Consider the following 25,408-nt stretch of genomic DNA (forward strand, 5'->3'; position numbering starts at 1 on the left):
CGAGGACCAGGATCATGGCCGAACATACAGTCGCAGCCTTCGACGAGGATCTCGGACAGATCAGCAGGCTGATCAGCGACATGGGCGATCTCGCCGGTTCGATGGTCGGCGGCGCCACCAAGGCGCTGCTGAATTCCGACAACGCGCTGGCACAGCGCGTAGTCTCCGACGACGCCATCATGGATGCGCGCCAGCGCGAACTCGACGATCGCGCCATCACGCTGATCGCCAAGCGCCAGCCGATGGCCGACGATCTGCGCCATGTCGTCGGGTCGATCCGCATGGCCGGTGACCTCGAACGCATTGGCGACCTTGCCAAGAACATCGCCAAGCGCGTCGGCACCGTCGGTCTCAACGCAACGCCGCGCGACCTGTCGCATTCCATCGACGCCATGGCGCAGCTGGTGCTGATCCAGGTGCAGGGCGTGATCGAGGAGTATGCGGCGCGCGACGCCGCCGCGCTTGCGAAGCTGCGCGCCGACGACGAACGCATCGACGTCAAGTACACCTCGGTGTTCCGCGAACTGCTGACCTACATGATGGAGGATCCGCGCAACATCACCGCTTGCACGCATCTGTTGTTCTGCGCCAAGAATCTCGAACGCATCGGCGACCATGTGACCAACATCGCCGAGAACGCGTACTATGTCCTGACCGGCACGCAACTGCCCGCCAACCGCCCCAAACAGGACGAGACGGCGATGTCGGCGCCGGCGGCTTGAGCGTTGGAGCGGTTCATCGTTTCGCGGAAACGCCGACCCGCTCTATCTCTTTGTTTCACGCAATTCAGGATGGAAAACCGCTACACATTTTTTCCTGGGATTGCTTTAGAGGTGACCAGTCAATGATCGCACCACGCATCATGGTGGTGGAGGACGAGGAGCCGCTCGGCGTGCTCCTCCGCTACAATCTGGAATCGGAAGGTTATCAGGTCGAGGTGGTAACCCGCGGCGATGAAGCCGAAATCCGGCTGCAGGAAAACGTGCCCGATCTCCTGGTGCTCGACTGGATGGTGCCGGCGGTGTCCGGCATCGAACTCTGTCGCCGGCTAAGAATGCGCCCCGAGACCGAACGGCTGCCGATCATCATGCTGACCGCGCGGGGTGAAGAAAGCGACCGCGTGCGCGGCCTTTCGACCGGTGCCGACGACTATCTGGTCAAGCCGTTCTCGACGCCGGAATTCATGGCCCGCGTCAAGGCGCTGCTGCGCCGCGCCAAGCCGGAAGTGCTGTCCAGCGTGCTCAAGGTCGGCGACATCGTGCTCGACCGTGAATCGCACCGAGTCTACCGCAAGAAGAGCGAGATCCGGCTCGGGCCGACCGAATTCCGCCTTCTGGAATTCATGATGCGCCATCCCGGCCGCGTCTTCTCGCGCAGCCAACTGCTCGACAATGTCTGGGGTGAGACGATCTATATCGACGAGCGCACCGTGGACGTGCATGTCGGCCGCCTGCGCAAGGCGGTCAACAATGGCCGCATGCCCGACGTCATCCGCACCATCCGTGGGGCAGGCTACGCGATCAGGGAAGATTAGAGCCTTGAGGCGGAAGCGTTGATAGGTTGAATGTGTCCACTCCCGGGTCACACGCATTGACAATTGGCTGAGACGCTCATGGCCTCGTCATCTTTGGGCGAAGCAAGGAGCGCAGCGACGCGGCGCGGACCCCTGGAGCTGCTCTGCAGCCCAAGGATCCATGCCGCGACCTCAAAGCGTTGCCACGGCGCAAGTTCTGCTCCGCTGCACTGCGTGGCATAGGTCACGGAATGGATCCCAGGGTCTCCGCGACGGAGCTTCGCTCCTGCTCCGCCCACGGATGACGACGGCCAATCTCCAAGTAAGCGAGGGTCTACGGCATCAACGACGAATGCCAGCTCAGGCAACGCTCTTCCCGGCACTGCCTCTTGCCTGCACGCCCGGCGCGAAGATCTCCTGATCGACGAAGGTCAGTGCGCGCATGGCGCAGCCCTCGCGGATCAGGGGCAACTCGTTCGGTTCGGTGTCGAACGAAATCGATTTCGAGTGCTGGCCGCCGGCGGTCTGGGCGATCGCCTCGCGCAATGCCGGCTCGATCAGGTCGAAGGCGGCGGCGCTGACGCCGACCATGGCCACGGGGGCGGGATCGATCAGCGCAAACAGGCTGCCGAGGCCATAACCCAGTGCTTCTCCGGCCTTGCGATAGGCTTCGCGCTCGGGCCCGGCTCGTTCCCGCGCCGTCGTCGCCAATGCCCGCATCTGCGCGTCGCTGACGTCGGCGACCGGTTCGGTGTCCTCGCCAAGCTGCCTGGCATTGCGCCAGATGGCGTAGTTGCCGGCATAGGCCTCGACGCAGCCGCGCCGCCCGCAGCGGCAGAGCGCGCCGCCTGGCCGATGGATCATGTGGCCGAACTCGCCGCCCGACGAATGGGTGCCGGTGAACAGCTCGCCCTTCAGCACAAGGCCCATGCCGATGCCGTGCGACAAAAGGATGGCGATGAAGTCGTCGCGGTAGCGTTCGGGGTCGCGCCAGCGCAGCGCCACCGCCATCATGTTGCAGTCGTTCTCCATGGTGGCCGGGATGCCGAACTCGGCTTCCAGTATGTCGGCGAAGGCGATGTCGGTCTGCGGCGTGATCGGCGACCACAGCATGGCCCTGGCCTTGGTGTCGGTGATGCCCTGGATCGCCAGCGCGATGCGGGCGACGCTGCGTACGTCGATATCGGGATCCTCGAGGCGCCGCCGTACAATGGCGACGCATTCACCGATCAGCGCCTCGCGCGACATGGTCAGCGTGTCCAGCCGGCGCTGTTCCTCCGATATCACCTGGCCGGCATAGTCGATGACGGCGACGGACAGGAAATTCAGCGACAGCACCACAGTCATGATGGCCGCGGCCTCCGGGTTGAGGCCGAGGCCGACCTGTGGCCTGCCGCGTTTGAGCGCACCGGCCTCGCTCGGCTTGCCCTCGACCAGGATGCCTTCGCCGATCAGGTCGGAAGAGATCGCCGATATGGTTGAATGGCTGAGGCCGGTGGTCGCGGCGATCTCGGTGCGCGACGGTTGGCCGGCCCGGCGCACGGCCGCAATCACCATGGCGCGGTTGCGCCGGCGCAGATCGTCGTGGCGGATTCCGACCGACATACTTTCCCACATCCTCCCCGTCGCCGTGGTTCTTCCTGCCCCTCGAACACTGCCGGTGACTGGGGCAAATACTGGCAGAAGCGGCTGGTGCTGTCATTTATTTATTGCGAGGCTCGAAAAAAAGTCCACGACACCTCAAGATCCATCAGAATCGATGTTGACAGCGTTCCGACGATGGATCAGTATTTTTTTTGAGGCTCGAAAAAATAGAGCCTCTGTGCCGGCCTTCGGGTCAGTTTGGTCGCGCCATACGCGGCGCAGGGAGGATATCATGAAGAGATTCACGGCCGCCATCCTGGCGGGTGTCGCCATGTCGCTGACGCTTGCGTCGGTCGCGCAGGCGAAGGACAAGGTCATCGGTGTTTCGTGGTCGAACTTCCAGGAAGAGCGCTGGAAGACCGACGAGGCCGCCATGAAGAAGGCGATCGAGGCCGCCGGCGACAAGTACATTTCCGCCGATGCGCAGTCCAATCCCGGCAAGCAGCTTACTGATGTCGAAAGCCTGATCTCGCAGGGCGCCAACTCGCTGATCATCCTGGCGCAGGATGCCTCGGCGATCGGCCCGGCGGTGCAGAAGGCACTGGACGAAGGCATTCCGGTCGTCGGCTATGACCGCCTGATCGAGAACAAGGACGTCTTCTACCTGACCTTCGACAACAAGGAAGTCGGCCGCTTGCAGGCCGGCGCAGTGTTCAAGGTCAAGCCGGAAGGCAACTATGTCTTCATCAAGGGCTCGGGTGCCGATCCGAACGCCGATTTCCTGTTCTCGGGCTCGATGGAAGTGCTCAAGGCGGCCATCGACAGCGGCAAGATCAAGAATGTCGGCGAGGCTTATACGGACGGCTGGCTGCCCGCCAACGCCCAGAAGAACATGGAACAGTTCCTGACCGCCAACGACAACAAGGTCGATGCCGTGGTCGCCGCCAATGACGGCACCGCAGGCGGTGTCGTCGCGGCGCTGACGGCGCAAGGCCTTGCCGGTACCGTGCCGGTGTCGGGCCAGGATGGCGATCATGCCGCGCTGAACCGCATCGCGCTCGGCACCCAGACCGTGTCGGTGTGGAAGGACGCGCGCGAACTTGGCAAGAATGCCGCCGAGATCGCCTCGCAGCTGGCTGACGGCAAGAAGATGACCGACATCGCCGGCGTGAAGGATTTCACGACGCCTGGCGGCAACACCGTCAAGTCGCTGTTCCTGACCCCTGTCGCCATCACCAAGGACAATCTCAATCTCGTCATCGATGCCGGCTGGATCAAGAAGGACGAGGTCTGCGCGGGCGTCGCCGCCGGCAGCGTCGCGGCCTGCAACTAGAACGGCGCTGCACTGTTCGACAATGACGCCGCGGCCCAAAAGCCGCGGCGTTTTCTCAAAAAGATTTGTGTTTCCGCCTCAGGCGGATAGCTTCTAGGCTGCGTTCCGGCATCCGTGCCGGATGGCCGGCCGGTGGGAGGAAATCATGACCGACACGACGTCCAACCCGCAGGTCGACACCGCGCGCGCGTCGGAGCTTGGCGCGGTCGCCCGGTTCCTGAAGGCAACCGAGATCGACACCCGCATGCTCGGCATGATCGGTGCCCTGTTGCTGATCTGGGTCGGGCTGCACGTGATTTCGAGTCTGCGTCTGGGCGTCAATCCGCTCGATTTCGACAGCCGCACCTTTCTCACTCCGCGCAATCTGTGGAACCTGTCGGTGCAGACCTCCGCTGTTGCCATCATGGCCTGCGGCATGGTGCTGGTCATCGTCATGCGCAATATCGACCTGTCCGTCGGCTCCGCCGAGGGCCTGATCGGCATGGTCATGGGCTTTGCCCAGGTGCATTTCCTGGTCCGGTTCGTCGGGCTTGAACTCGGCAATCCGTGGATATGGGTTCTGGCGCTGGTCATCGGGCTGGCGCTCGGGCTACTGATCGGCGCTTTCCAGGGTTTCATCATCGCCTATCTCGAAGTGCCGGCCTTCATCGTCACGCTGGGCGGCCTGCTGGTCTGGCGCGGTGCCGCCTGGTGGGTCACGTCAGGCCAGACCGTGGCACCGCTCGATGCCACGTTCCAGCTGATGGGCGGCGGCCCGGCCGGATCGATCGGCGCCACCTGGAGCTGGATCGTCGGTATCGTCGCCTGCCTCGCCGTCGTGTTTGCACTGTTCAACGGGCGGGTGCAGCGCAAGCGCTTCCGCTTCCCGTTGCGCCCGGTCTGGGCCGAAACGCTGCTTGGCACCGTCACCTGCGCCGTCATCATGGGCGCGGTGTGGCTGGCCAATTCCTATCCCTGGCCCATCGGCATCGTGAACAGATACGCCGCCGCCAACAACATCACCGTACCCGAGGGTGGCCTGTTCATCGCCCACGGCATTGCCATCCCGGTGCTGATGGCGATCGCCGTCGGGCTGATCATGACCTTCATCACCAACCGCACCCGTTTCGGCCGCTATGTCTTCGCCATCGGCGGCAACCCGGAGGCCGCCAACCTGGCCGGTATCAACACACGCTGGATCACCATGAAGGTGTTCATGATCATGGGCGTGCTGGCCACGATCGCCGCCGCGATCTCGTCTGCCCGGCAGAACTCGTCGACCAACGTGCTTGGCACATTGGACGAGCTGCTTGTCATCGCCGCCGCCGTCATCGGCGGCACATCGCTGGCCGGCGGCTCGGGAACGATCATCGGCGCCATGCTCGGAGCGTTGCTGATGCAGTCGCTGCAGTCCGGCATGGTGCTGCTCGGCGTCGACTCGCCGCTGCAGAGCATCGTCGTCGGCGCCGTTTTGGTCATCGCCGTCTGGCTCGACACCGTCTACCGCAAGCGGGTTTAGGGGGAGAAAGACTATGGCTGACAAAACCGCTCCCGCCGCCGGCACGCCGCTGGTCGACATGCGCAACATCTCGATCGCCTTTGGCGGTATCCGGGCCGTCGACGACGCCTCGATCGATCTTTTCCCGGGCGAGGTCGTGGCGCTCCTCGGCCACAACGGCGCCGGCAAGTCGACGCTGATCAAGATCCTGTCCGGCGCCTACAAGCGCGATGCCGGACAGATCTTCGTCAATGGCGAGGAGGCTTCGATCTTCAACCCGCGCGACGCCAAGAAATACGGCATCGAGACGATCTACCAGACGCTCGCCTTGGCCGATAATGTCGACGCCGCCGCCAATCTTTTCCTTGGCCGCGAACTGATGACCGCCTGGGGCACGCTCGACGATGTCGCCATGGAGGCCGAGGCGCGCAAGGTGATGGGGCGGCTCAATCCCCGCTTCCAGCGCTTCAAGGAACCGGTGATCAAACTGTCGGGCGGACAGCGGCAATCAGTGGCGATCGCACGCGCGATCCTGTTCAACGCCCGCATCCTGATCATGGACGAACCGACGGCGGCTCTCGGTCCGCAGGAGACGGCGCAGGTCGGTGAACTGGTCAGGCAGCTCAAGTCCGACGGCATCGGCATCTTCCTGATCAGCCACGACATCCATGATGTGTTCGAGCTGGCCGACCGGGTCTGCGTGATGAAGAACGGACAGGTCGTCGGCACCGCACGCACCACCGACGTCACACAAGACGAGGTGCTCGGCATGATCATCCTGGGCAAGTGTCCCCCTGGCGCCATTCCCGGACCAGGCGCGCTGAAGATCGCCGCCTGAGGGCTTTCGGCGGGGTGGCATGACTCTCCCGCACGTCCCCGTTGCCGCTCACGTGATGTGCCAGTGATCGCGATGGGTTGGCCTTGCCATTGTGTTGGCCCGGCGACTTGCCCATAAAGGTCCGGTATTGCTCATGGACCGCATCATCCGTTGAAGAAACTTTTTCCGATTGTCGCGTTCATCGCCGTTGCGCTGATCAGCATGACCATGGCGGGGTTCGCCTATTTCGCGACGCAGGAAGCCGCCCGCATCAAGTTCGAGGCGGCGGCCGATGACGCACTCAACCGAATCGAGAGCCGTATCGATCTGCATTTGTCGCTGCTGCGGTCGACGCAGGCCCTGTTCGACGCCCGCAATGGCGACATCTCCCAGAGCGAGTTCAAGGCGTTCTTCAACGCGCTGGATGTCGACACCAATTTCGCCGGCCTGCGCGGCATCGGCTTCCTCGGGCTGGTCAAGACGGGCGATGAGGCGGCGGTCGAACGCGACATCCTGCATGATTTTGGCGCCAGCCATCCAGTCTATCCGGAGACGACGCAGCCCTGGCGCGCGCCCATCATGCTCTTCGAGCCGATGGATCCGTCCAACCAAGCCAGCATCGGCTACGATATGTTCAGCGAACCAGTGCGGCGCGCGGCGATCGAGAAGGCGATGGCCGATGACCAGCAGCACGCAAGCGGGCTGCTGCAACTGGGCCAAGGCACCGGCGCCACGCAGACTTTCACCGGCTTCCTGGTCTTCGTCCGGCTTAACGTCGAAACAGCACCCGAGGTCATCAACGCATCGCGATCCTCGACCGCGGGCTTTCTCTACGCGGCCTTCCGCGCCCGCGACCTGTTCCAGATCGCGCTCAGCCGTGCGCCGCTATTGCCGGTCAACACGGAAATCTATGACGGCGCGGTGAACAGCGACGACCTCCTGTTCCAGTCGGAGACGCCGCCGGCTTCGTCCTTTGGCGATCGGCTGCTAGTCACCCGCAAGATCACGGTGGCCGGCCGGCCGTGGACGGTATTGTTCAGGCCGACCAGCGCCTTCTCGCAGCCATCGTCGCGCGCCATCCCGGTGATGCTGGGGCTGTTCGGCCTGCTGGCGGCAGGCGCCATCGCGCTGGTGGCGCGCTATCAGGAGCGTGCCTATGAGGCGGCATCGCGCTTGCACGAGACGACCGAGAAGAGCCTGCTCGAAAAAGACCTGATGCTGCAGGAGATGAAGCATCGCATCAAGAATTCGATCACCAGGGTGCTGGCGATCGCGCGGCAGACAGCTTCGCGAGCGACCGACGTCAACGAGTTTTCAGCGTCCTTCTCGGCCAGGCTGCAGGCGATGGCCGCTTCCCAGGACATGCTGACGCGCTCGCGCTGGCAGAAGGCCGATCTGGCCGATCTCCTGCGCATCGAACTTGGCCAGGTGTTCGGCAAGGACCTGCCGGAGGGGTTGTTGACGGGTCCCGAGGTGCTGCTCGACGAAACCACGACGCAGGCGCTTGGCCTCACCTTCCATGAACTGGCGACCAATGCGCTGAAATATGGCGAAGCCGGCAATTCCGCCAATGCGCAACGAAGTGACTGGGCGCTCAAAGTGGACTGGTCGCTGGAAGGGCGGGGGCGCGAGCGGACGCTGGCGCTGAACTGGCGAGAGGCCGGGAAGAAAAAGGTCGAGGCGCCCGCCGAGACCGGATTCGGTACCAAGCTGATCGACCTCAACGTCACGCGCGAGTTGCGCGGCACGATCAAGCGCGATTTTCAGGCCGATGGTTTGAAGGTGGAAATAAGAATTCCGCTCGCGGGCTGACGGCCAAATGGCCGCGCCGATAGCGATGGAATGTGTCCATACGTGCAAAATCCGGAGGCTGGCGTGGCCGGCCTCCGGATCGAAGTTTCGACTATCGCCGAATTAGTTGCAGCGGGCCGTGTAAATCCGGCCGTGACGGTCGCGATACTGGCAATAGCCGTTGCGCAGGTTGCGAACCAGCAAGCCCGATCCGGCACCGACAGCCGCACCGATCAGCGCACCCTTGCCGCCGCCGACCAGGCCGCCAATGCCAGCACCAATCAAGGTGCCGCCAGCCACGTCCTTCTCGGTCGAGGTGCAGCCGCTGAGAGCGGCAACCGCAACCACCGCAATAATCATCTTCCGCATTGAGTCACTCCTCACTTTGTGTCCACACTTTGGTTGGCTCCAGCAGCCATTTAGCTTAGTTGGGTCCAGCAGCCATTTAGCACGAAATGACGGCCTTTGCTGCTCGAATTTATTGTTGGCTAAGATAGTCTTTTTCTGGGCGCGCCGCCGCCGATGCCATCACCACATTGGAAATCGCCAATGATGCATTGAGGCTGCCATCGGGGCGCACATTCCAGACTATTTGATCGTAGTCATCCTCAAGCGCGGGATCGACCGCGAGGCATTTGGCGACGACATGCTGAGCCTGCCCTTGCACGTCGCCCATCGCGAATGGCCGTTCAGCGGTGCATTCATCGGCGGTCGCGAAAACACTGACGGGCACCTGCAATTCGCGGCAATCGGCCATCGAGTTCGAACAGCCGATGACCAGCAACAACGCGGCTATGTGTTCCATGACGAGATGTCCTCTCGCCGCAATAACGGCGCACATCGTCAAAAAGTTCCTGTCAGGTCACGAGGACGCGCAAATAATGACGGTGCGAAGAACTGGGTTTCCGCACGGCCAGAGGCTGCCACCAGCAAGCCTGGGACCGGGGCAAGGTAGTGACGTTCAGCCGAGAGAGCAGGGGAAGGCGAGCAGGACTTCGGTCAGGTCAACTGGAACAGAGCGGCCAGGAGTATTATCGCGGCCAGCGCCAGGCCGATCCCTTTCATCAAACCGTGACGTGCATGAGGGAGTGTTTCCGCGGCGGCTTCGGCATCCAGAAATTCGCCCATCGAAATACGGGCGGCCTGTTCCAATCTGTTGATGTCGGCAACCGTCAAGACATTCCTCCTCTACCGTCTGAAGTCCTGCTGCCAACAATGTCCGAAGGCTGGACAGGTTCCGGCGGTGTCTGGGTAAAAAACCATCCGCTTTTATGGTGAATGGCTGGTTAAAATCGGTGCTGCCGCAAGCCGCTCACTGGGCCTCGAAATTGCTGTGTGGGACGACGAGGCGGTATTCGAGGCGGCCATCCACGATGTCGAGGGTCGCGGTTCCGCCCAGGGATGTCGGCACCACCCGCTCCAGCGCGACGCTGCCGAAGCGCTTCTCCGTCCTCCGACCGCCATTGGCTCCGACGGCTTCGGCCCATGTCAGCGAGAGTGTAACCTCACCGGTCGCGGCGGTGTTGAGATCGGCGGTTACTTCGACGAACCCATCCGGCCGGGACAGGGCGCCGTAGCTGACCGAGTTGACGGCGAGCTCATGCATCGCCAGGCCGATATGAAGCGCGGCGTTGGGATTGAGGTAGGGATTGGCGCCCCGGAAGCGAAGGCTGTGCGGTGTGTTCGTCCCATAGCGGCCAACCTGGCTCGTCACCAGTTCATGAAGCGCCGCACCGCGCCAGTTCGAGGACGTAACCAGATCCTGGGAGGAGGCCAGGGACTGCAGCCGGCCGCGAAAGCGCGTCAGGAAGTCGCCGATGCCATCTGAATAGCGGCCGGTCTGGCTCGCGATGCTCTGGATGATCGCCAGGAGATTCTTCGAGCGATGGCTGACCTCGCGCAGCAGCGTTGTCAGTGTCTGTTCGCGCCGCTTCTGCTCGGTCGTCTCGACCATGGTGGTGACGACACCTTGCACGTCACCGGCGTCGCCCCGGTCGGCATCGACCCAAATCTGAAACCAGCGGACGCCATTCTCGACTGGAACACTGATTTCAAGGCGCTCCGGATTGCCGGTCGCAACCACATCGCGCTTGGCGGCGCTGATCCGGTCGGCCTGCGCCATCGGCAGGATGCCGTTGCCGTCGGAATTGTCCGAGGCCCAGGGCGCGCGCATGTTGCGCGCCCATACGGTTTTCATGTCGCGATCCTGATAGAGGACGGAAATGCCTGCATTGTGCAGTGCGTGGAGAAGGGCCCGGCCAAGCTGCATGCCACTTTCAGCCGGATGCAAGGCGATGACTTCATCGCTCCGTGCGCCTTCCGTTTTATCTGCAGTCCTGGAGCGCATCGGTCTATCTGTCCACCCAACTCAGGCTGAACGGCTCACTGTCGAATGGGTTCCAAAATGAAATGTCCCGAGAACCTGCCCCTCTAAAGCGGTCCGCCGGACGATGTCCCTTGAAGGGATACCGCCCGGCGGTGGCTGGAAACCGTTTGAGGGGTGCGGCTTCCAGTGTTCGCTCGGAGAAGTGTTCGTCCTCAGGCCCGTTTGAACAGGCCGGCCAAGAGCGAAATGACCAGGAAGGCGAGAAAGATGAAGAACAAGATCTGCGCTATACCGGCGGACGTGCCGGCGATGCCGCCGAAACCAAGCGCGCCGGCAATGATTGCCACGACGAGAAATACGAGCGCCCAGTAAAGCATGGTTCATCTCCTTCCGAATGGTGCAGGGAAAACGTGGGTGGATGCGGTTTGTTCCACCATTTGCCGAAAAAGACGATGCTTGCAAACCGTTAGAGGCGGAACCGACAGCGAAATTCAGGAATGACGGTCTCGGCTGCCAAAAGGCCGCCCGACGCATCGCGTCGAACGGCCTTTGATTTTTTGATATTCGTGCCGGAAACAGCGAACCTATGCGGCGGCCTTTGCCTGGCGGTCAAAGAACAGCGCCTGGCTGATCAGCGCCTTGACCATGTCGGGATTGAACGGCTTGGTCACCAGGAAGGCCGGTTCGGGGCGCTCGCCGGTCAAGAGCCGCTCGGGGAAGGCGGTGATGAAGATGACCGGCACCGAGGTTGACGACAGGATCTCGTTGACCGCCTCGATGCCCGAACTGCCGTCGGCGAGCTGGATGTCGGCCAGCACCATCTTCGGCCGTGTCTTGCCGAACATCGTCACTGCTTCGGCATGCGTGCGCGCCGTTCCAACCACACGATGACCGAGGCTCTCGACCATCTCCTCTATGTCCATGGCAATCAGCGGTTCGTCCTCGATGATGAGCACGTCGGTCGCCACCTGGCGGGAAATTTCATTGCTTGCCTGGGCAAGCAGTTCGGAGAATTGCTGGTCGCCGACGTCGAGAATCTCGGCCGCCTCGTCCTCGCTGAAGCCTTCGACCGCAACCAGCAGGAAAGCCTGGCGGGGCAGCGGCGCGATCGCATTGAGATTGGCGGCGGCGCGCTGCTCCCACGCCGATTGCGCCTGTTCCTGCGGTACGCGGATGGCGACGGAGGTGAACAGCTTGGCGAAAACCTTGTACAGAGCGATGCGGTCGCTCGATGCCTCAGGGAAGATGTCGACGTCGGCGATGATGGCTTCAAGCATCGCAGCGACCAGCGCGTCGCCGCTCTCTTGCGATCCCGAGACAGCGCGCGAGAAGCGGCGCAGGAATGGCAGATGCGGTGCGATGGTGGCGGATAAACTCATGGTAAAACGTCTCCCTCAGAATGACGTGATTGCCTGGATTGCAGGTCAAGCTGATTGCAAGCCCCGCTAATACAACGCGGGTTTTCCGAAAAAGTTCCGGCCGATATGGAACGAAAAGGCGGGAACGGCGTTTGGTGTCGGGATGGGCAACCAGACGAGGGTGCCGCTTGCCTTGTATTGAGTTGAGTATGAGCGGCCTAGCGCTGGGAATATAAGGGCGAAATGAAGGACATGACGAAAGATATTCTGGCTGGCGCCGAGGGCAGGCGCCGGAACGGTGTCGGTGACCCTCTGGGGCCGAACTCCGAGATCGGACGCAAACTCAAACAATATTACGACGAGCTGGTCTCCGACGATGTGCCGGATCGCTTTGCCCAGTTGCTCAGCCAGCTGGAACAGACCGAACCCGCACAGAAGAAGGACTGAGGCATGGCAGCGGTCTCCCAAGGCTTCAAGACCGATCTGCTTGGGGCAATCCCGAGCTTGCGGGCCTTTGCCGTGTCGCTGACGCAGAATGCCGACAAGGCCGACGACCTCGTCCAGGAAACGCTGGTCAAGGCCTGGGACAAGCATGAGAGCTTCCAGCCCGGCACCAATCTCAAGGCATGGCTTTTCACGATCCTGCGCAATGAATTCTATTCGCAGATGCGCAAACGCGGCCGCGAGGTTCAGGACAGCGACGGCATCATGACAGCGAGGCTCGCGGTGCATCCCGCCCAGCACGGCCAACTCGACCTCAAGGATTTTCGTGGCGCTCTCGAGCAATTGCCGGAAGACCAGCGCGAGGCCATCATTCTCATCGGCGCATCGGGCTTCTCCTATGAGGAGGCCGCCGAAATCTGCGGTTGCGCGGTCGGAACGATCAAGAGCCGCGTCAGCAGGGCCCGCACGCGCCTGCAGGAGATCCTGAAGATTTCCGGCGAGGACGAATATGGTCCCGATGCGATCTCGGCTCAGGTCACGGGGACCGCGGCGCATTGACGTAAGGTTCAGAGAGCGAATTCGGACGCAGCTGTATCGATCTTACCCCGCGGAGCCGCGTCCGTAGGCCCGAGCCACCGCTTCGACGAGATCCTCGCCTGAATAGGGTTTGGTGACCAGCCTCACCCCCGGAAAGGACGCCTTGATCTCGTCCGCATCCGAATAGCCGGAGGCAAACACGAAAGGGACGCCTGTTTCCCGCAAGCCGGCGGCGAATTCGAGCGTCGATGTGCCGCCCAGCATCAGATCGACAATGGCCGCGTCAAACTGCATCGCGACCTTTCCGCCGTCGACCTCGGCCAGGTCTCGGGCTATCACCACTTCCCGCGCACCGTGGTCGCGGCAAAGCTGCTCGACATCCATGGCGATGAGGAATTCGTCCTCCAGGACAAGAATCCGCAATCCGTCAAGCAATGTGGGCATCACAGGTGAAGGCTCCTTGAAACGCCGGGAGTCATGATCGCAATCGGGTGTGTTGTCATTTAAAAAAGACATGCCCTCAACCTGGAACTCCGATCCCGGCAAAACGTTTAAGGGTGCCTGCTGACCGGCAGGCTTTCGAAGAGGGGTCGAAATGCCAGGGCAGAACGGGCGTGCTTCATCCAGCCGGCAATATCCTTGCGAGAAGTGTCCTTTACGGCCGTTGCCGGTTTTCCGCGAGTTCGAAAATCAGGAACTGGCCTTCATCAGCAAGTTCAAGAAGGGCGAGCTCGCGGTCGACAAGGGCGCCACGGTGCTCGTGGAGGGGAGCCATAGCGCCCATCTCTACACTGTACTGTCCGGCTGGGCGTTCCGCTACAAGCTGTTGCCGGACGGCCGACGACAAATTCTCAACTATCTCATGCCCGGCGATCTCATCGGCCTGCAAGGCAGCGTCATGGGCGAGATGCAGCATTCCGTCGAGGCCTTGTCGCCGATGCTGCTTTGCGTTTTTGAACGCGACAATCTGCACGAACTCTACCGCAACCATCCGGGTCTCGGCTACGACATCACCTGGATCGCGTCGCGCGAAGAACGCATGCTGGACGAGAACCTGCTCAGCGTCGGCCGCCGCAGCGCGATCGAGCGCGCCGCTTATCTGATTGCCTTCATAGCCAGCCGCGCCAAGGTCGTCGGGCTGAACGGCAAGCAATCCATCCAGATTCCGATCACGCAGCAGCACATCGCCGATACGCTCGGCCTGTCGCTGGTTCATACCAACAAGACGATCCGCAAACTGATGGACCGCAAGCTGATCCTTTGGCGGGATGGCGGCTGCGAGGTGGTCGACACTGAAGGGCTCAAGCAGCTCGCCGGTTGGGAAGGGTTGGGCGAGGGCCGTCGCCCACTGATCTGACGACACGCCCTCTCGCCATGGTTTGGTGATTGGTGCGTCCGTGCGCGTTTTCGGCTAGATCAGTTCACTGTTTCACGGAAACAGCGAATTGCTCTATCTCTTTGTTTTCGACGCAACTCCCAAGGGAAAGTGCTACGCGCTTTTCCCGGGAAAACCGCTTCACACTTTTCCTGGAGTTGCTCTAGTTTGTCCCGATACCGGAACCTTGAGACGCAAGGCGCGTTTGAAATCGAGCAATCACAAGGAGTTAAGCAATGGCAACCGCCGCAGGAAAGACCGCCAACGAAGCGCGGACGAATTCGGACCTCGAAGCCGACATCAAGCAGTTGAAGGCCGATATCGACAAGCTCACCAAGCAGTTGGCCAAGACCGGCGAACACGGCTACGGCACGGCGCGCCGCGCGGCGGCCGAGGGTGTCGAGCAGTTGCGTGCCCAAGGGGAAGCGGCCTTTGACAGCCTGCGCGGCAATGCCAGGGATATCGAGGCACAGATGGTGGCGAGCGTGCGCGAAAAGCCGGTGACGTCGCTGGCGATCGCCGCGGGCGTCGGCTTCCTCTTCGCGCTGCTCGCGCGTCGCTAGATCCGCTCCAGATGGGACTGCTGGCATCCCTGCTTTCGGGTTTCGCCTCGGGTGAAACCGTGGCCGCCATACGCCGCGCGCGTACGGCGGCCATCATCTATGCGCTTGCCGCGCTGGCGGCTTTGTGCGGTCTCGGCTTTCTGGTCGGGGCAGCCTATATATGGGCTGCGGCCCGCTATGGATCGTTCGCGGCGGCGCTTGGCTTCGGTGTCGGCTTCCTGGTGATCGCCGGCCTCGTTCTTCTCGTCCATCGCTTGATGTCCGGCGCCCGCGCCCGCCGCGAGGCGCGGCGGCGCAACGCCGACATGAAGGCGATCGGCATCACGGCCGCACTTGCCGTGCTGCCGGCCTTGCTCAAGGGAAAGGGCGGCCTCGGCGTGATTCTGGGCCCGGCCGTGGCGCTCGCCGCCTATGCCATATACCGCGAGAATACGAAGTCCGACGATCCGGATGCGGGGCACGAGACATGACGCCGCCGCTCTGATCCTCGATAGGATCCGTCACTTGGACAGATCTTCCAGCGGCATCGATATTTCGGCGAAGACGCCCTCGGGCCGGAATTCATGGGTGACTTCGCTTGAAATGACCTTGGCCAGGCTGCGGCGGATGAGAATCGAGCCGAAGCCGTGGCGCTGCGGCGGGGCGACTTCAGGGCCGCCGCTTTCGCGCCAGGTCAGCACCAGGCGCCGGTCGCCCTTCCTGCCTTGTGTCTTCCAGCCGAGGTCAACCTTGCCCGATGCAACCGACAGCGATCCATATTGCAGCGCATTGCTGGCCAGTTCGTGCAGGATGAGCCCGAGGCCGACGGCCTGGTCGGGCGACAGCAAAAGGTCGGCGCCGGAGATGGCGATACGCGGCTGGTCGTCGGTGTCAAAGGGCCTGATCTCGATCTGGACGAGTTCGCGGATGCCGATGCCGCGCCACTCGCGGTCGGACAAGAGATTGTGGGCGATGCCCAATGCCTGAAGCCGGGCGCCGAAGGCGTCGAGGAATTCGCTCGGCTGGCGAGCATGACGCACGGTCTGCGTCGCCAGCGCCTGGACGGTCGCCAGCGTGTTCTTGACGCGATGGTTGAGTTCGCGCAGCAGGAGCCGCTGCCGCTCTTCGCCGAGCTTGCGTTCGGAAATGTCGTAGTTGACGCCGAAGATCAGCGTCGGCTTGCCGTCGCCGTCGCGCTCGATGACGCTGCCGCGCGTGGCCACCCAGCGCGGCGGATGAAAGTCCTTCACCCGGTATTCGCCGAAATAATCGTCGCTGCCGGTCAAGGCGTCACGAAAGCGGGTTTCGGTCTGATAGACGTCGCGCGGATCGATGGCGGTCAGGATGTCGCGTGCCCGCAGCCGGGTCGAACGCGGCAGGTTGAACAATTCCGACAATCGCACATCGCACTCGATGATGTCCGTGCGGACATCCCATGCCCAGCTGGCCAGCGATGCCGCTTCGAGCGCGATGGCACGCCGCTTCTCCTCGCGCGCAAGTGCTGCCTCGGCGATGGCGCCGCTGCGGGTCGCGTCCTTCAAGGTGAACAGGCTGGCGGCAAGGCCCGCCAGCGTCTTCAGCTGGTCGAGCTTGGCCTGTGACGGAAAGGCATGTGGCTTGCGGTCGAGCACGCACAGCGTGCCGATCCTGGCGCCTGCCACGAGCATCGGCGCGCCAGCGTAGAAACGCACATGGTGCTTGCCGGTGACCAGCGGATTGGCCTTGAAGCGCGGGTCTGTGGTCGCGTCGGTCACCACCATGGGATCGTCGCCGGCTGCGATGGCGTGGGCACAGAAGGAGATGTCGGTCGAGGTTTCGGTCTCATCGAGCCCAAAGCAGGACTTGAACCATTGCCGCTCGACATCGACGAGCGTCACCAGGGCGACCGGCACCTGCATCACGGATGCGGCAAGGCCGGTGATGCGGTCGAAATCCGGGTCGGGCGCCGTATCCAGCATCTCCAGCCCGTGCAGCACGGCCAGCCGGTCTTGGTCCTCTATCGAGCGCGCGACCTCGGCCGGCAGGCTCGTCCCTATTTCCGCCTTGCTATTCACCCCAATCCCCAATGCCCATGCCGGTCTTCGCCGTCTTGCCAAACCACCGGCCCGCTACGGGCTCGCTTTCCCGGAACCATCCTAGCAGGGAACCGTTACCCGACCGTGTTTTGCCGAGTGCGCCAACAGGCGCAGAACGAAACAAGGATCGGCCATGACCAAGATCATTCCCGAAGACAAGGCGCGACAGGGCCGATGGGGCTGGCACGGCCTGCGCATCCTGATCGCCGCGCTGCTGCTGGCCATCGCTGCCTGGGGCATCGCCGAAATCTATGGTGAGGTGGCCAAGACACCGGCGACGCAGCAGGGAAGCGCGCCGAGCGGCTAGGGCAATTGCGGGAAAAGCGTGAAGCGGCTTTCCGTCCGGGATGGAGTCAAGACAATGCTCCGGATTTTCGGCCGTCATGGTTGGGGATCGCATCAGGCGGCCTTTGCCTCGGCGATGCTGGCGGGCACCAGGACGTTCAACGCACGAGGCTTGATCTCGATGGTGGTTTCACGATCAAGCCGGACCAGTTCACCATCCATGACGGCGCGGAACTTCCTGCTGCCGGAATGGATTTTCAGGACAGTGCGGTCGGACTGATGGATTTCGACATGTTCATTATCGCGCCATTTGCCGCGCGCCACGTTGAAGAGGAACCTTACCAGTTCGGCACGCTGCTGCGCCACCGTGACGTAGATGCCCAGCACGCCGCCCGAAGGGTTGTCCGCATAGGGAAGGTGGCCCTCGCCGAACAGATTGTTGGTGACGCCGATGCCTGTTATGCGCGCCGTCATCTCGGCGTCCCCGATGCCGAGCGTCACGTTCATCGCAGGCGGGTTCTTGATCGTCGCCCACGCCGCCTTGGCCGAAGCTCCGATCTTGCCCAGGCGCGACCCGAATTCCATGCCTTGGCGCAGTTGCACCATCTTGGCATGCATGCCAATCGAGAACTGATGGACGAAGGGTTGGCCATTGGCCGTGGCCATGTCGACCGCGATGATCTCGCCGTCGGCGAAGGATTCCAGCGCGGCATCAAGCGACTGCGGAATGCCGAGACCGCGTGCGAACAGGTTCATGGTGCCGGCCGGCAATATGGCAAGTGCCTTCTTCTTGCCCATCAGCCTCGCGGCCGCGGCTGAAATGGTTCCGTCACCGCCGCCGGCGAGCACGACATCGACGGTGCGGCGCGAGGCAGCGCTGTCGAGGGTTTCCACCACGTCCTTGCCGGCAACGACATCGATGCTGAGAGAATGGCCTGCCGTCTCCAGCGTCTGGCGCATCCTTTCGGAAAGGGCGGCGAGGTCGGTGGTGCGCAAGGTGCCGCCATCCCGGTTCAGCACCGCCGCAAATTTCATGCCCCGCTCCGTCTGTCAGCCAAAATGTGCCGGGGCGAGCCCAGCCGCAGGCTGAAACGTGACGGTACGGGAAAGGTTCCATTCGAACGATGCAATTCAGCGCATGGTCTCAAGCCGCCGTGCAACCGCTCCGTGTTTTTTCGCCGCCGGATCCAGGCCAATTTTGTCGGAACAACAGCATGGTCACGACGTTGTGAACCCGTAGAGATGCCACGCCCGATCTTCCCAGCGACGGTTCAATCGGGCGCGGCGTGCACGAAATCATGCACGAGGAGAGACTATCATGATCCGCACCCTTTTTGCCACGACCGCACTCGCAACGCTGATCGCGACCGGCGCCTTCGCACAGAGCGCGACGACTCCGGCTCCGGCGGACGCCCCCGCCGTTCAGGAGCCGGCCGCAGCCGCTCCGGTGCCGCGCGCCGAAGGCAGCATCGTCACCAACATCATTGGCGAATCCGTCTATAACGGCACGGGCGACGACGCCGAGAACATCGGCAAGGTCAGCGATGTCGTCTTCGACAAGGATGGCATGGCGAAATCCGTCGTCATCGGCGTCGGCGGCTTTCTGGGCGTAGGCGCGAAAAATGTCGCCTTCGACTACGACAAGCTGCAGTGGGCCGAGAAGAATGGCGACCGCTGGCTGGTTGCCCAGACAACCAAGGAAGAACTGACGGCGCATCCGGAATTTGACAGCAAGCCCTATGGGCCCGCGCCGGCACCAGCGGCTTCGACGGATGCGACAGCTCCCACGGCCCCCGCGACAACGGATACAGCGCAGAAACCTGTCGACATGAATGCCACCCCGGCTGAGCCGGTGAAGCGCGCCGACGGCAACCTTGCCACCAATATCATTGGTGAGACCGTCTACAACGGCACCGGTGACGACGCGCAGAATATCGGCAGTGTTAACGACATCGTGCTGTCCAAGGAGGGCAAGGCCGAATCCCTGGTTATCGGGGTGGGTGGGTTTCTTGGCCTAGGCGCCAAGAATGTCACCTATGATTTCGGCAAGGCACAGTGGGCCGAGAAAAACGGCGACCGCTGGCTGGTGGCGCAGACGACAAAGGAAGAGTTGCAGGCGCAGCCGGATTTCAACCGCAAGGCCTATGATCCGGTGCCGGCAACCACGGCTTCCAGCGAGCCCGCGGCGACAGCACCGGCCACGACCACGGCTCCCGCCGCCGCTCCGGCGGACAAGACAGCCGAGGCTCCGGCCGCGACGGCTCCCGACCAGACGCAGACGGCTGCCATCGACAAGTCCACGCTGACCGCGATGCCGCTTGGTGAGATCAAGGCCGACGACCTCAAGGGCACCACGGTCTACGGCGCCAATGATGCCAAGGTCGGCGAGATCGGCGATGTCGTGCTGACGCCCGACAACAAGACCGATGCCGTGATCGTCGACGTCGGCGGCTTCCTCGGCATCGGCGGGAAGGAGGTCGCGGTTGGCCTGGATAATCTCAAATTCATGACCGACAAGGACGGCAAGAAGTATCTCTACACGACCTTCACCAAGGAACAGCTGCAGGCGCAAACCGCCTATGACAAGGGCAGCTATACCGAGAAGCGCGACCAGCAGCGGATGATTGTGAGGTAGGGCAGTAGGGCAGTAGGGCAGTAGGGTGCGGCGTCGGTGCTGGTATATCCAAACATACTGCCTTACTGCCTTATTCCCCTATTGCCTTACTGACATGGCCAACCACGCCATTTTCCGTCAATTCCGCCAGCGCCAGTGACTGGTCGAGATGTTCGGCCCGCCAGGCGAGAAGCCGCTCGGCGAATTCCAGACGGGTGGACAGATGTGCGGGGCTGTTGGCGAGGTTGGTCAGTTCGCCCGGGTCCGCCTCGATGTTGAAAAGCAACGGCGGCAAGCCGCCGCCAAAATGCACGTATTTGAACTTCTTGGTCCGGATGACCGCCAGGTTGCACTGGCGAGAGTCAATGCCGAAATGCGCTTCGGCCTCGCCGCCCGCGATCGAGCGGAAGTCGAATTCCCAGTGCGCGGCATCGCGCCAGCTAGCCGGGGTTCCGCCGCTCAGGAATGGTTTCAGCGAACATCCGTCGAGATGCGGTTTGGGCGGCTCGCCAAGCAAATCCACAAGCGTGGGCAAGATGTCCACCGCTTCGGTGAAGCGATCGATGCTGGTGCCGGCAGCCTTGCGATGTCGCGGATCGCGAATGATCAGCGGAATGTGGTAGCTGCCGTCGAAATAGCCGCCCTTGCCCAGCATGAAATGATCGCCCATCATTTCGGCGTGGTCCGAGGTGAGAATGATGATGGTGTCGTCCCAGGCGCCTGAAACCTTGACTGCCTGCCAGATGCGGCCAAGCTGTGCGTCGACCTCCGAAATCATGCCGTAGTAAATCGCCCGGATGCGGCGGAAGTCATCCTCGCTCCAGTCGTGCACCCTGCCTGTCGCGCCGGGACGGAACTTAGCGCGTTTCTGGTGGCTAAGATCATAGGCGAGATAGGGATGGCTCTGAGCTTCAGCCCGCCAACTCTCCGCGCGATGAAACGCCGGGCCATCGGCCGGATCATATAGCGTGTTGTAGGGCTCCGGGACGATGAAGGGTGGATGCGGGCTGATGAAGGAGAGATGCGCGAACCAGGGCGTGGCCTGCTCCTGCTCGCCGAGCCAGCGGATGAACTCGCCGGCAAGGAAGGCCGTCGGCGTATGGTCTTTCGAATAGATTGGCGGTGCCTCGGTCACCGCGTCGGCGTCGCCTTCCTCGTCTACGGGACGATGGATGTCGGGAGACCCGGCGCCGGCATCGATGCCGCGCAGCTTCAGCCAGGACAGCCATTGCTTCTGGTGCTCGGGCAGCAGTTGGCGCACCGTGAATCCAGGCAGTACGCCTTCATAGCTTTTCAGCCTCGGATCGCCTGAACTCATGAGACGCGGATCGAGCGACACGTCGGTGTAACCGAACAGGGTCGGATCGTAGCCGAGGCCGCGCGCGTGCAGAGCGATGTTGCCGTGGCGGGCGTCAAGTGGCGAGCCGTTGCGGCAGACCCGGTTGTTCATCTGGTAGAGGCCGGTGTAGAGGCAGGCACGGGCCGGTGAACAGGGCGCCGCGCCGCCATAGTGCCGCTTGAACAGCACGCCTTCCGCGGCCAGTGCATCGGCATTCGGCGTCTTGACCACGGAGTGGCCGGCGGCCGACACGCAATCGCCGCGCCACTGGTCGCAAGTGATCAGGAGAACGTTGGGGCGCCTGGCTTTTCCTGTCACTCGCGATACCTTTCGCTGCATGTTCGACGCCGTTCATGGAAACGATTTCCGGCAACGGCGCAAGGCCGCTCTCGTTAGCTAATTGGTGAACAAATCTCTTTTGATTGTTCGCTTTTACAGCACAGTCCATTCTGCGTTTGCCGCCTTTGCCGCAAGCGGTGGTGTCCTCATATTGGCGTGGACAGCGGCGAGGGCCGCACAAACACAAGGGAAGGAGCAAGACAATGCTCGACCAGATCAAGGGCCTCCATCACGTCACCTCGATGGCTGGGGATGCGCGCCGGAACAATGATTTCTTCACCCACAAGCTTGGCCTGCGCCGGGTCAAGAAGACAGTCAATTTCGACGCGCCCGACGTCTACCATCTCTATTATGGCGACGAGGTCGGCACGCCCGGTTCGGTGATGACATATTTTCCGTTTCCCAACATCGGCAAGGGCCGCCGCGGCGTCGGCGAAGTCGGCACCACGGTCTACTCCGTGCCGCAAGGCACGCTCGCCTATTGGGAAAAGCGCTTCGCCGACGAAGGCGTGGCGGATGTCTCCCGCGAGGAGAGCTTTGGTGAGAAACGGCTCAGATTTGCGGGCCCCGACGGCGACGGTTTCGCGCTCGTCGAGGCCAAGGCCGATAGCCGTGCGCCCTGGGTCAAGGGCGGTATTCCGGCCGACGAAGCGATCCGTGGCTTCCATTCGGTCGCGCTTCGGCTGAAGGATGGCGGCGCCACCGAAGAGCTCTTGAAATTCATGGGCTACGAGGAGATCGAGAAGTCGGGCAATGTCAGGCGGCTGGCCGTGAAGAACGGCAATGGCGCCGATGTCGTCGATATCGAATCGCTGCCGACCGCGGCCTTCGCCGACCTCGGCGCCGGCTCTGTCCACCATGTCGCCTTCGCCGTCGAGAACCGCGCCAAGCAGCTCGAAGTGCGCAAGGCGTTGATGGATACGGGTTATGGGGTGACACCGGTGATCGATCGCGATTACTTCTGGGCGATCTATTTCCGCACGCCAGGCGGCGTGCTGTTCGAAGTCGCCACCAACGAGCCGGGGTTCGACAGGGACGAGGACACCGCGCATCTGGGCGAAGCGCTGAAGCTGCCGACGCAGCACCAGCATCTGAGGCCCTATCTCGAACAGCATCTGCAGAAGCTGGAAGGCTGAGACCATGAGCAAGGACGCTTACATCCACAAGGTGCTGCCCGGTTCGCCGGGCGGCCCCATGCTTTTCGTCTTCCACGGCACCGGCGGCGACGAGAGCCAGCTTCTGTCGCCGGGGCGCGATCTCGTGCCCCAGGCCACCATCATCTCGCCGCGCGGCGATGTGTCGGAACACGGCGCGGCGCGCTTCTTCCGCCGCACCGGTGAGGGCGTCTACGATATGGGCGACCTGGCGCGAGGGACGAGCAAGATGGCTGAGTTCGTCAAGGCGCATGTCGAAGCAGCCCATGTCGGGGCGGCAAAGCCATCGGCGGTGCTGGGCCTCGGCTATTCCAACGGCGCCAACATACTGGCGTCCGTGGTGTTCGCTGAGCCTGCACTGTTCGACGCCACGGTGCTGATGCATCCGCTGATCCCGTTCGAACCGAAGGTGGAGGGCAGCCTCGCCGGCCGACACATCCTGCTGACCGCCGGTAAGCGCGATCCGATCTGCCCGCCGAACCTGACGACGCGGCTCGAGGCCTATTTGCGTGCCGACGGCGCCGATGTCACAGTGGAGTGGCACGAAGGCGGGCACGAAGTTCGGCCAAATGAAATCGAAGCGGCGCGGCGGCTCTTTGCCGGTGTCGCTCAAGGAGTTTAGAAATGCCCGACCAACTGCCTGAGATCGAATTGGAAGACCGCGGCTCCAAGGGCCGCTATGTCCTGCGCGGCCCCGGTGGCGCCGAGGCGGAGATGACCTTCACCAAGATCGGCGAGCACCAGATCATCATCGACCACACGGAAGTGCCGGACGCGTTTCGCGGCCAGGGTGCCGGACTTCGGCTGGTCTCCCGCGCCGTCGAGGATGCGCGCGCGGCGGGCAAGAAGATCATCCCGCTTTGCCCGTTCGCCAACGCCCAGTTCCGCCGCCATCCGGAATGGGCCGACGTGCTGAAGCAGTAGCGAGCCGCACTTCGTCGACAGGCGGCAGCGGGGGGATAAAGGGGCAACTCCCGCTGCCGGTTGGCTTTGTCATTTGCCGCGACCGGATATCTTGCCTAGATATGATATCTCGCCGTGCCGACAAACGAACTGAATGATCCCCTGATGACCGAAACAGACCTCGTCCCCGTCTTCGACGGCCACAACGATACGTTGCTGCGCCTTTATCAGTCCAAGAACGCGGACGTCGAAAAGCTGTTCATCGAGGGGAAGTCGGGCGGTCATATCGACCTGCCGCGCGCGAAAGCCGGCGGCTTTGCCGGCGGCATGTTCGCGATCTTCCCACCCCCGGTCGAGAAGGCCAGGCGAAGCGCCGTGCCATTGGCGCCCAGCGACAGCGAGCCGCTGCCGCCGGAGGTGCCGCGCGCCGATGCGCTCAATTCGACGATTGCGATGGCTTCGATCCTGTTCCGGCTGGAAAGGGCCGGGGCGCTTGCCGTCTGCCGCAGTGCCGGCGACGTGCGCAACGCCATGGCGCAAGGCACGGTTGCGGCAGTCTTCCACATCGAGGGCGTCGAGGCGATCGATCCCGAACTCACCATGCTCGATGTGCTGCATGCCGCCGGCCTGCGTTCGCTTGGCATCGTCTGGAGCCGTCCAAATGCCTTTGGCCACGGCGTGCCGTTCCGCTTTCCGTCCTCGCCGGACACGGGCCCGGGCCTGACCGATGCCGGCAAGGCGCTGGTCAAGGCCTGCAACGAGCTGAAGATCATGATCGATCTTTCGCATCTCAACGAAAAAGGCTTTCGCGATGTCGCGGGGCTCAGCGATGCGCCGCTGGTCGCCACGCATTCCAACGTGCATGCGATATGCGGCCACTCGCGCAATCTGACCGACTGGCAGCTCGGCGCGATCCGCGAGTCCGGCGGCATGGTCGGGCTGAACTTCGCAACCGGATTCCTGCGCGAGGACGGCCGCATGAATGCCGATACCAGCCTCGACATCATGGTGCGCCATGTCGATTCCCTGCTGCAGGCGCTGGGCGAGGATGGCGTCGGCCTCGGCTCGGATTTCGACGGTGCCATGATCCCGGCCGTCATCGGCGACGTCGCCGGCCTGCCGAAGTTGATCGATGCGCTGGCCGAGCGTGGTTTTGGCCGGGCGCTGATCGAGAAGATCGCTTACCGCAATTGGTTGAGCATGCTTGAGCGAACGATAGGTTGAGGCGACAATTTTGGACGATCGAGATTGAGGCTTTGGTGCACCCCAAACGTCGTCATCCTAGAGTCTGCGCGCGTCGCTTCGCTCCTTGCTCCGCCCTAGAATGACGAGTGATGGGAAAGCCTAAGCACCCATCCTTTTGAGCCAATCCTTACCGACGCCGCGATCGCGGATGATCGGCAGCGGATCTTCAGAATCAAGCCGCGCGCAGATGCGGTAGACCTCGAGTGTCTCGGCGCTCATCTCGTCGCGCTTGTAGAAGAACATGGCAGCGGCGTAGCGCGTGCGGCCGGACCATTTTTCGCCGAGCGGCGTGTTGACCAGGTCCCACTGCTCGGCGGCTTCGCCATCGTCTTGCTGCTTGTCCGCTTCGTCGGCCAT

29 protein-coding genes are annotated in these 25,408 nt (G+C 62.7%); 17 read left to right on the plus strand and 12 right to left on the minus strand.

All coding sequences use genetic code 11. The features are described from left to right. Nucleotides 1-14 precede the first annotated feature (14 nt). Both phoU and phoB read left to right on the plus strand, forming a co-directional pair. Nucleotides 15-722, plus strand: a complete 708-nt coding sequence (gene phoU / locus AC07UC_RS08155; protein ID WP_140772711.1) for a phosphate signaling complex protein PhoU — start codon at nucleotides 15-17, stop codon at nucleotides 720-722. A 122-nt stretch (nucleotides 723-844) separates the two neighbouring features. Continuing rightward, a complete protein-coding gene (gene phoB / locus AC07UC_RS08160; RefSeq protein ID WP_010911896.1) occupies nucleotides 845-1,534 on the plus strand; it encodes a phosphate regulon transcriptional regulator PhoB in 690 nt (229 codons plus the stop codon). A 339-nt stretch (nucleotides 1,535-1,873) separates the two neighbouring features. On the opposite strand, the gene AC07UC_RS08165 is transcribed toward phoB, so the two are convergent. Then, nucleotides 1,874-3,118, minus strand: a complete 1,245-nt coding sequence (locus AC07UC_RS08165; protein ID WP_494905035.1) for an ROK family protein — start codon at nucleotides 3,116-3,118, stop codon at nucleotides 1,874-1,876. A 271-nt stretch (nucleotides 3,119-3,389) separates the two neighbouring features. Between AC07UC_RS08165 and xylF the strand changes: the two genes are divergently transcribed. The 4 genes from xylF to AC07UC_RS08185 all read left to right on the plus strand — a co-directional run bounded on the left by xylF (nucleotide 3,390) and on the right by AC07UC_RS08185 (nucleotide 8,536). Continuing rightward, on the plus strand, nucleotides 3,390-4,430 hold the full coding sequence (xylF, locus tag AC07UC_RS08170; RefSeq protein WP_140772707.1) for a D-xylose ABC transporter substrate-binding protein: 1,041 nt from the start codon (nucleotides 3,390-3,392) through the stop codon (nucleotides 4,428-4,430). Nucleotides 4,431-4,575: 145 nt separating this feature from the next. Further along, nucleotides 4,576-5,928 carry a sugar ABC transporter permease gene (locus tag AC07UC_RS08175; protein ID WP_056576524.1) on the plus strand — a complete coding sequence of 451 codons (1,353 nt, stop codon included), beginning with the start codon at nucleotides 4,576-4,578 and terminating at the stop codon, nucleotides 5,926-5,928. A 13-nt stretch (nucleotides 5,929-5,941) separates the two neighbouring features. Beyond that, a complete protein-coding gene (locus AC07UC_RS08180) occupies nucleotides 5,942-6,745 on the plus strand; it encodes an ATP-binding cassette domain-containing protein (RefSeq protein ID WP_494905038.1) in 804 nt (267 codons plus the stop codon). Between the two features lie 150 nt (nucleotides 6,746-6,895). Continuing rightward, nucleotides 6,896-8,536: a CHASE domain-containing protein gene (locus tag AC07UC_RS08185; RefSeq protein ID WP_140772703.1), complete on the plus strand. Its 1,641-nt coding sequence runs from the start codon at nucleotides 6,896-6,898 to the stop codon at nucleotides 8,534-8,536. Nucleotides 8,537-8,638: 102 nt separating this feature from the next. Here AC07UC_RS08185 and AC07UC_RS08190 read toward each other — a convergent pair whose 3' ends face one another. The 6 genes from AC07UC_RS08190 to AC07UC_RS08215 form a co-directional block, all read right to left on the minus strand. Beyond that, nucleotides 8,639-8,884 carry a YMGG-like glycine zipper-containing protein gene (locus AC07UC_RS08190; protein WP_140772701.1) on the minus strand — a complete coding sequence of 82 codons (246 nt, stop codon included), beginning with the start codon at nucleotides 8,882-8,884 and terminating at the stop codon, nucleotides 8,639-8,641. Nucleotides 8,885-8,993: 109 nt separating this feature from the next. Continuing rightward, nucleotides 8,994-9,320, minus strand: coding sequence for a hypothetical protein (locus AC07UC_RS08195; RefSeq protein ID WP_140772700.1), 327 nt, complete (start codon nucleotides 9,318-9,320; stop codon nucleotides 8,994-8,996). A 194-nt stretch (nucleotides 9,321-9,514) separates the two neighbouring features. After that, nucleotides 9,515-9,691, minus strand: coding sequence for a hypothetical protein (locus AC07UC_RS08200; protein ID WP_494905041.1), 177 nt, complete (start codon nucleotides 9,689-9,691; stop codon nucleotides 9,515-9,517). A 136-nt stretch (nucleotides 9,692-9,827) separates the two neighbouring features. Continuing rightward, a complete protein-coding gene (locus AC07UC_RS08205) occupies nucleotides 9,828-10,862 on the minus strand; it encodes a sensor histidine kinase (protein ID WP_202325653.1) in 1,035 nt (344 codons plus the stop codon). 191 nt (nucleotides 10,863-11,053) lie between these two features. Beyond that, on the minus strand, nucleotides 11,054-11,218 hold the full coding sequence (locus tag AC07UC_RS08210; protein WP_027031438.1) for a DUF1328 domain-containing protein: 165 nt from the start codon (nucleotides 11,216-11,218) through the stop codon (nucleotides 11,054-11,056). A 207-nt stretch (nucleotides 11,219-11,425) separates the two neighbouring features. After that, nucleotides 11,426-12,220: a response regulator gene (locus AC07UC_RS08215; protein ID WP_064990804.1), complete on the minus strand. Its 795-nt coding sequence runs from the start codon at nucleotides 12,218-12,220 to the stop codon at nucleotides 11,426-11,428. A 222-nt stretch (nucleotides 12,221-12,442) separates the two neighbouring features. Here AC07UC_RS08215 and AC07UC_RS08220 point away from each other — a divergent pair, with 222 nt between their 5' ends. Together AC07UC_RS08220 and AC07UC_RS08225 are read left to right on the plus strand one after the other, a co-directional pair. After that, a complete protein-coding gene (locus AC07UC_RS08220; RefSeq protein ID WP_056575812.1) occupies nucleotides 12,443-12,646 on the plus strand; it encodes a NepR family anti-sigma factor in 204 nt (67 codons plus the stop codon). A 3-nt stretch (nucleotides 12,647-12,649) separates the two neighbouring features. Then, nucleotides 12,650-13,201, plus strand: a complete 552-nt coding sequence (locus AC07UC_RS08225; protein ID WP_010911883.1) for an RNA polymerase sigma factor — start codon at nucleotides 12,650-12,652, stop codon at nucleotides 13,199-13,201. A 42-nt stretch (nucleotides 13,202-13,243) separates the two neighbouring features. Here AC07UC_RS08225 and AC07UC_RS08230 read toward each other — a convergent pair whose 3' ends face one another. Beyond that, entirely contained in the window at nucleotides 13,244-13,624 is a 381-nt protein-coding gene (locus AC07UC_RS08230) for a response regulator (RefSeq protein WP_172352833.1), read from the minus strand. Between the two features lie 151 nt (nucleotides 13,625-13,775). Between AC07UC_RS08230 and AC07UC_RS08235 the strand changes: the two genes are divergently transcribed. From AC07UC_RS08235 to AC07UC_RS08245, 3 genes are all read left to right on the plus strand, one after another. Beyond that, complete coding sequence (locus tag AC07UC_RS08235) at nucleotides 13,776-14,537, plus strand: Crp/Fnr family transcriptional regulator (RefSeq protein WP_140772696.1); 762 nt, start codon at nucleotides 13,776-13,778, stop codon at nucleotides 14,535-14,537. Between the two features lie 254 nt (nucleotides 14,538-14,791). Further along, nucleotides 14,792-15,118 carry an ElaB/YgaM/YqjD family protein gene (locus tag AC07UC_RS08240; protein WP_140772693.1) on the plus strand — a complete coding sequence of 109 codons (327 nt, stop codon included), beginning with the start codon at nucleotides 14,792-14,794 and terminating at the stop codon, nucleotides 15,116-15,118. An 11-nt stretch (nucleotides 15,119-15,129) separates the two neighbouring features. Further along, the gene (locus tag AC07UC_RS08245; protein WP_494905046.1) at nucleotides 15,130-15,588 is read left to right on the plus strand and encodes a hypothetical protein; all 459 of its coding nucleotides are present in this window, start codon (nucleotides 15,130-15,132) and stop codon (nucleotides 15,586-15,588) included. Nucleotides 15,589-15,618: 30 nt separating this feature from the next. Here AC07UC_RS08245 and AC07UC_RS08250 read toward each other — a convergent pair whose 3' ends face one another. Beyond that, entirely contained in the window at nucleotides 15,619-17,151 is a 1,533-nt protein-coding gene (locus AC07UC_RS08250) for a sensor histidine kinase (protein ID WP_494905048.1), read from the minus strand. 154 nt (nucleotides 17,152-17,305) lie between these two features. On the opposite strand from AC07UC_RS08250, the gene AC07UC_RS08255 reads away from it, so the two are divergent. Next, complete coding sequence (locus AC07UC_RS08255) at nucleotides 17,306-17,479, plus strand: hypothetical protein (protein ID WP_181179846.1); 174 nt, start codon at nucleotides 17,306-17,308, stop codon at nucleotides 17,477-17,479. Between the two features lie 92 nt (nucleotides 17,480-17,571). Here AC07UC_RS08255 and AC07UC_RS08260 read toward each other — a convergent pair whose 3' ends face one another. Beyond that, on the minus strand, nucleotides 17,572-18,492 hold the full coding sequence (locus tag AC07UC_RS08260; RefSeq protein WP_494905051.1) for a diacylglycerol/lipid kinase family protein: 921 nt from the start codon (nucleotides 18,490-18,492) through the stop codon (nucleotides 17,572-17,574). Between the two features lie 283 nt (nucleotides 18,493-18,775). Between AC07UC_RS08260 and AC07UC_RS08265 the strand changes: the two genes are divergently transcribed. Continuing rightward, on the plus strand, nucleotides 18,776-20,092 hold the full coding sequence (locus tag AC07UC_RS08265; RefSeq protein ID WP_494905053.1) for a PRC-barrel domain-containing protein: 1,317 nt from the start codon (nucleotides 18,776-18,778) through the stop codon (nucleotides 20,090-20,092). Nucleotides 20,093-20,162: 70 nt separating this feature from the next. On the opposite strand, the gene AC07UC_RS08270 is transcribed toward AC07UC_RS08265, so the two are convergent. After that, on the minus strand, nucleotides 20,163-21,728 hold the full coding sequence (locus AC07UC_RS08270; protein WP_494905055.1) for an alkaline phosphatase family protein: 1,566 nt from the start codon (nucleotides 21,726-21,728) through the stop codon (nucleotides 20,163-20,165). 224 nt (nucleotides 21,729-21,952) lie between these two features. Here AC07UC_RS08270 and AC07UC_RS08275 point away from each other — a divergent pair, with 224 nt between their 5' ends. The 4 genes from AC07UC_RS08275 (at nucleotide 21,953) to AC07UC_RS08290 (ending at nucleotide 25,030) form a co-directional block, all read left to right on the plus strand. Further along, nucleotides 21,953-22,885 (plus strand): VOC family protein, encoded by a 933-nt coding sequence (locus AC07UC_RS08275; RefSeq protein ID WP_140772681.1) that lies wholly within the window; start codon nucleotides 21,953-21,955, stop codon nucleotides 22,883-22,885. A 4-nt stretch (nucleotides 22,886-22,889) separates the two neighbouring features. Further along, nucleotides 22,890-23,525 (plus strand): alpha/beta hydrolase, encoded by a 636-nt coding sequence (locus tag AC07UC_RS08280; RefSeq protein WP_494905057.1) that lies wholly within the window; start codon nucleotides 22,890-22,892, stop codon nucleotides 23,523-23,525. Nucleotides 23,526-23,527: 2 nt separating this feature from the next. After that, a complete protein-coding gene (locus tag AC07UC_RS08285) occupies nucleotides 23,528-23,827 on the plus strand; it encodes a GNAT family N-acetyltransferase (RefSeq protein ID WP_494905059.1) in 300 nt (99 codons plus the stop codon). A gap of 144 nt (nucleotides 23,828-23,971) precedes the next feature. Continuing rightward, nucleotides 23,972-25,030, plus strand: a complete 1,059-nt coding sequence (locus AC07UC_RS08290; protein ID WP_494905061.1) for a dipeptidase — start codon at nucleotides 23,972-23,974, stop codon at nucleotides 25,028-25,030. Nucleotides 25,031-25,150: 120 nt separating this feature from the next. Here the strand turns inward: AC07UC_RS08290 and AC07UC_RS08295 are convergent, their stop codons facing one another. Then, a complete protein-coding gene (locus AC07UC_RS08295) occupies nucleotides 25,151-25,408 on the minus strand; it encodes a hypothetical protein (protein WP_494905063.1) in 258 nt (85 codons plus the stop codon).

The sequence above is a fragment of the Mesorhizobium sp. GW821-FHT04C10 genome (assembly GCF_059420305.1).